At 69.0% G+C, this 5,302-nt stretch carries 5 protein-coding genes and 2 pseudogenes; 1 reads left to right on the forward strand and 6 read right to left on the reverse strand.

Annotated elements, in window-relative coordinates; genetic code table 11:
- A pseudogene (locus I71_RS26100) lies at positions 1–455 on the forward strand (ComEC family competence protein); the annotation flags it as partial.
- 87 nt (positions 456–542) lie between these two features.
- Here the strand turns inward: I71_RS26100 and lexA are convergent.
- The 6 genes and pseudogenes from lexA to trpD form a co-directional block, all read right to left on the reverse strand.
- Positions 543–1,265, reverse strand: coding sequence for a transcriptional repressor LexA (lexA, locus tag I71_RS26105; RefSeq protein WP_042700816.1), 723 nt, complete (start codon positions 1,263–1,265; stop codon positions 543–545).
- A gap of 198 nt (positions 1,266–1,463) precedes the next feature.
- Positions 1,464–2,693: a gephyrin-like molybdotransferase Glp gene (gene glp / locus I71_RS26110; RefSeq protein WP_042700812.1), complete on the reverse strand. Its 1,230-nt coding sequence runs from the start codon at positions 2,691–2,693 to the stop codon at positions 1,464–1,466.
- A 4-nt stretch (positions 2,694–2,697) separates the two neighbouring features.
- Positions 2,698–3,196: pseudogene (moaC, locus tag I71_RS26115) on the reverse strand (cyclic pyranopterin monophosphate synthase MoaC).
- A complete protein-coding gene (locus I71_RS26120) occupies positions 3,193–3,699 on the reverse strand; it encodes a GNAT family N-acetyltransferase (RefSeq protein ID WP_244434058.1) in 507 nt (168 codons plus the stop codon). The pseudogene moaC and the gene I71_RS26120 overlap by 4 nt, the downstream one beginning before the upstream one ends.
- Positions 3,699–4,502, reverse strand: a complete 804-nt coding sequence (gene trpC / locus I71_RS26125) for an indole-3-glycerol phosphate synthase TrpC (protein ID WP_042700814.1) — start codon at positions 4,500–4,502, stop codon at positions 3,699–3,701. Before trpC ends, I71_RS26120 begins: the two co-directional genes overlap by 1 nt.
- Positions 4,502–5,302 (reverse strand): anthranilate phosphoribosyltransferase (gene trpD / locus I71_RS26130; protein ID WP_042700815.1); only part of this gene is annotated, 801 nt, incomplete at its 5' end. The genes trpD and trpC, both read right to left, overlap by 1 nt.

Consider the following 5,302-nt stretch of genomic DNA (forward strand, 5'->3'; position numbering starts at 1 on the left):
CCGACCCGGATGTGCTCGTGGCGGGAGACGGGACTGTGACGGCGGTGCGGCTGCAGGATGGGCGGCTGAGCGCATCGGTCAAGGGCGGGGGACGGGTGACCGAAACCTGGCGCGAGCGCGACGGGGAGCGGACGGCGGCCGATCCCTGGCCGGCCGATGGGGGATGGAGCGAGGGCGAGCGGTCGCTGAGTTGCGATGCTCTCGGATGCTTGTACCGGGTACGGGGCAGGACGTTGGCGTTGCCGCGGCTGCCGGATGCGTTGGACGAGGATTGTGGCGCGGCCGATGTGGTGGTGACCTCGGCCGTTGCGCGGCGGTGCCGGGCGGACCTGGTGGTCGACCGCTGGGCGCTGCGGCATGAAGGCGCTCATGCGCTGACGGTGACGCCCGAGGGAATAACGGTGGAGACGGTGCGTGGCGTCAGGGGGGATCGACCATGGACCGGGGGAAGGTGAGGGCGGTGCTTCTCGCCCACCCTCCAACTCTCTCCCGCGCTCGGCCGGTCAAGCCGGTCCGATTGCGGGAGAGGGGGCGCAACAGCCTCAGTACTTGCGGACCAGTCCGACCAGCTTGCCCTGCACGCGGACACGGTCGGCGCCGAAGATGCGGGTTTCATAGGCCGCGTTGGCCGGTTCCAGAGCCACCGTGTTGCCCTTGCGGCGCAGGCGCTTGAGCGTCACCTCGCCTTCATCGACCAGCGCGACGACGATGGTGCCGTTCTCGGCCGCATCGCAGCGCTGGATGATGATGGTGTCGTGATCGAGGATGCCGGCCTCGATCATCGAATCGCCGGAAACCTCCAGCGCGTAATGATCGCCAGCGGTCAGCATCGAGGCGGGAACGTCGACGAAGGCGCTGTTGTCGCGCAGAGCCTCGATTGGCGTACCGGCGGCGATGCGACCGTAGAGCGGGAGCTGCACCGTCTCGTTCGCAGCGGCCGGAGTTGGGGCCGGCGGCGCGACGTCGCGTCCGGCAAAGGCAAAATCGCCCTTGATGACGTTGGGCTGGAACTTCGGCTTCGGTGCGGTGCGGGAGCGGGCGGCGTCCAGACCTTCGGGAAGGCGGAGAACCTCCAGCGCGCGGGCGCGGTGGGGCAGGCGGCGGATGAAACCGCGTTCCTCAAGACCGGTGATGAGGCGGTGGATGCCCGACTTGGACTTCAGGCCCAGGGCGTCCTTCATCTCGTCGAACGACGGCGAGACACCGCCCTGGCCGAGCCGTTCGTGGATGAACAGCAGCAATTCGTGCTGCTTGCGCGTGAGCATGGATGCCTCCCGGCCGTCGCCAGACTGAAGATGGAACAAAAACTAAACGTTGCTCCATGTTCTAGTTTGGTTCCTGCCGCCCGTCAAGCCCCCCATCGGCTTGTTTTAGAACCGGAATGGAACATTCGGAACAGGATGAAACAGTTTTCGCGGTGATGTTCAACTGTTCAACCCGTTATCGAGATGCTCCGTTCAAGTCTAGATGCTAAGCATACCATCGGTCAAAGGAAGCACGGTCACCAGCGCGCCGGCCGGCTCCGGATCGGCATTGGGCGGACGGGGGATCAGGCAATCCGCCTGGGCGTAAAGAGTTGTGATGGCGCTGTCCTGGCGGGCGAAGGGAGTGACGGTCAACACCCCGTCGGGGCCGGTGGCGAGCGTGGCGCGCAGGTAATCCTCGCGCCGGTCGTTGGCCCGCAGCGGAGCGGTCAGGCGGGCGCGCAGCGGTGTACGGGCATCCACAGGCGGCAACCCCTGCAACAGGCGGAGGATCGGGCGCAGGAACAGGATGGCGGTCACCCCGGTCGAAACCGGGTTGCCGGGCAGCCCCAGCAGCGGCACCGCCCCGGCATGGCCGAACATCACCGCCTTGCCCGGCCGCATCGCCACAGCCTGCACCTCCAGCGCCACGCCGCGTTCGGCCAGCACGTCGCGGACGAGATCGTAATCGCCATGGGCCGCTCCGCCGGTGGTGACCAGCAGGTCGCAGCCGGCCGCCCCCTTCGCCAGGGCGGCAACGCTCTCGGGCGTGTCCTTGGCGACGCCGAGATTGTGGGCGATGCCGCCCTGGGCCGTGACCAGGGCGCAGAGGCCAAGCGCGTTGGTGCTGACGATCTGGCTCGGCCCCAGCGGATCGCCGGGAAGGGCGATCTCATCGCCGGTGGCGAGGACGGCGATGCGCGGACGGCGATGGACCGACAGCCACGGCACATTGCCGCCGGCGGAAAGCGCGATGTCGCGGGCGGTCAGGCGCCGGCCCTTCGGCAGAAGCTCCTGACCGAGGGTGAAATCGAAGCCGGCCTCGCGGATGAAGCGGCCGGCGACCACCGCACGGCCGATCCGAACGGTGTGGTCGTCGGCGCTGCAATCCTCCTGCATCACCACGGCGTCGGCGCCGTGGGGCAGGGGAGCGCCGGTGAAGATCCGGACCGCTTCGCCCGGGCCGACGCTGCCGGTGAAGGCACGGCCGGCGGCGGATTCGCCGATGCGGCGCAGGGGGATCGGAGATTCGGCGGTCGCAGCCGTGATGTCGGCGGAACGCACCGCCCAGCCATCCATCGCGGCGGCATGGAAGGGCGGCTGGGTCAGCCGGGCAACCACCGGCTCGGCCAGCACGCGGCCCAGCGCCTCGGACAAGGCGACGGTTTCCGCCGGCAGAGGGGCGAAGGCCGACAGGATGCGGGCACGCGCCTCGGCGACGGAAATCATGGCGTCAGGCTCCGGTGTGCGACGTGGTGGCGGAACCCCATTCACCGCTCTTGCCGCCGGCCTTGTGCAGCAGGCGGACGTCGGTGACGGTCATGCCGCGGTCCACCGCCTTGCACATGTCGTAGACCGTCAGGGCGGCGACGGTGACGGCGGTCAGCGCCTCCATCTCGACGCCGGTCTGGCCCCGCAGCTTGCAGGTGGCGATGACATCCACCGCGTTGCGGGCCGGATCGCAGGACAGGTCTACCTTGACCGACGTCAGCATCCGCGGGTGGCACAGCGGGATCAGGTCCGGCGTGCGCTTGGGCCCCATGATGCCGGCCAGCCGGGCGACCGACAGCACGTCGCCCTTCTTCACCCCGCCCTGCATGATGAGCGCCAGCGATTCCGGCTGCCTCAGCACTGTGGCCGCGGCGGTGGCAGTGCTTTCGGTGTCGGCCTTGTCGCGAGACGTCGACCATCACCGCCTTGCCTTCGGCGTCGAAATGGGTGAAGCCGCTCATTGGGCGTTCTCTCGCAAGGGTTTCTCCATGAAGACGCTGACGCCGTTGTCTTCGTAGCGGGCATAGGGGCCGCGGTCGATGAAGCCGGCCTTGCGGTAGAGCGCCAGTGCCTCGTGCTGGTGGATGCCGGATTCAAGCAGCAGGGCGGACAGCCCCTCCATCCGCGCCTGTTCCTCCAGCTTGGCGAGCAGGCGGTCGCCGATGCGGTGGCCGCGGGCGGCGGGATCGACATACATCCGCTTCACCTCGCCATAGCCGCCCGGCCGATAGCCGGAATGGTCGAGGCGGAGCGCGGCGCAGCCGACAGGCACGCCATCCTTGCGGGCAACGAAGAAGCGCACGTCCGCCGCCTCCAGCTCCGCGATGTTCAGCAGGTGGCAGGTGTCTGCCGGATAGAGATCCAGCAGATAGCGGTCGAGGGCGGCGATCAAGGCAACCACGGCATCCTGACGCGGGCCTTCCGCTGCGATCGCCACATCCGCCGCCATCACACTCATGGACATCACAGCGGGGCCAGCAGGGCGCGGGTGGCGGCTGTCACGTCGGCCTGCCGCATCAGCGATTCGCCGACCAGGAAGCAGCGCGCGCCCACCTTCGCCATCCGCGCCAGATCGGCTGGAGTGTAGAGGCCGCTTTCCGCCACCAGCATGCGGTCTGGCGGAACATTGGTCGCCAGTTCCTCCGTCGTCGCGATGTCGACGGCGAGAGTCTTGAGGTTGCGGTTGTTGACGCCGAGCAGCGGCGTCTTCAACAGAAGCGCACGGTCCAGCTCGGCGCGGTCATGTACCTCGACCAGAACGTCCAGACCCTGGGCGATGGCGGCGTCCTCGATCTCCGTCGCCTGGGCATCCGACAGGGACGCCATGATGATCAGGATGCAGTCGGCACCCAGCGCGCGGGCTTCGACGATCTGATAGGGATCGACCATGAAGTCCTTGCGCAGCACCGGCAGGTCCACCGCGGCGCGGGCGGCCACCAGATATTCGTCCTTGCCCTGGAAATAGGGCTCGTCGGTCAGCACCGACAGGCAGGTCGCTCCGCCCTCGCGGTAGGCGCGGGCAAGGGCCGGCGGGTCGAAGTCGGCACGGATCAGGCCCTTGGACGGGCTGGCCTTCTTGATCTCGGCGATCAGTCCGTAGCGGCCGGCCTCCACCGCGGCACTCAGCGCCCGGATGAAACCGCGCGGCGGGTTGGTTTGGTTGGCGGCCTTGGCGGCCGCCTCCACCTCCGACAGGGGGCGGGCGGCCTTGCGGGAGGCGACCAGCGCGCGCTTATCGTCGTTGATGCGGTTCAGAACGTCGCTCATCAGACCATGGCCTCGTTGGTGATGGCGACCAGCCGGCGCAGGCGGTCGCGGGCGCCGCCGCTGTCGATGGCGTCGGCGGCCATGGCGACACCCTCCTTCAGCGCCGCAGCCTTGCCCGACACCAGCAGGGCGGCGGCGGCGTTCAGCAGGACGATGTCGCGGTAGGGGCTGCGCACCCCGTCGAACAGGGCGTGGATCGCCGCGGCGTTGACCTGGGCGTCGCCGCCTTTCAGGTCCTCGATGCGCGCGCGCGGCAGGCCGGCGTCCTCCGGCGTCACCTCGAACACCGTGACCTCGCCGTCCTTCAACTGGGCGACGGTGGTCGGGCCGGTGGTGGTGATCTCGTCCAGCCCGTCGGACCCATGGACGACCCAGGCGGCCTCGGAGCCCAGCCGCTTCAGCACCTGGGCCAGCGGTTCGACCCATTGCTTGGAGAAGACGCCCAGCACCTGCCGCCTGGCGGTCGCCGGGTTGGCCAGCGGTCCCAGCAGGTTGAAGACGGTGCGGGTGCCAAGCTCGACGCGGGTCGGGCCGACGTTGCGCATGGCGAGATGATGGCGCGGTGCCATCAGGAAGGCGATGCCGGCATCCCACAGCGCCTTGCGCACCAGCGCGAAGTCGCAGTCAAGGTTGACGCCGAGCGAGCCGAGCACGTCGGCGGCGCCTGACTTCGACGAGATGGCGCGGTTGCCGTGCTTGGCGACCGGCACGCCGCAGGACGACACCACCAGCGCCGCGGCAGTGGAGATGTTGTAGGTGCCGGCGCCATCGCCGCCGGTGCCGCAGGTGTCGATGGTGCC

The organism is Azospirillum sp. B506 (assembly GCF_000333595.1).
In the GTDB taxonomy this organism is placed as follows: domain Bacteria; phylum Pseudomonadota; class Alphaproteobacteria; order Azospirillales; family Azospirillaceae; genus Azospirillum.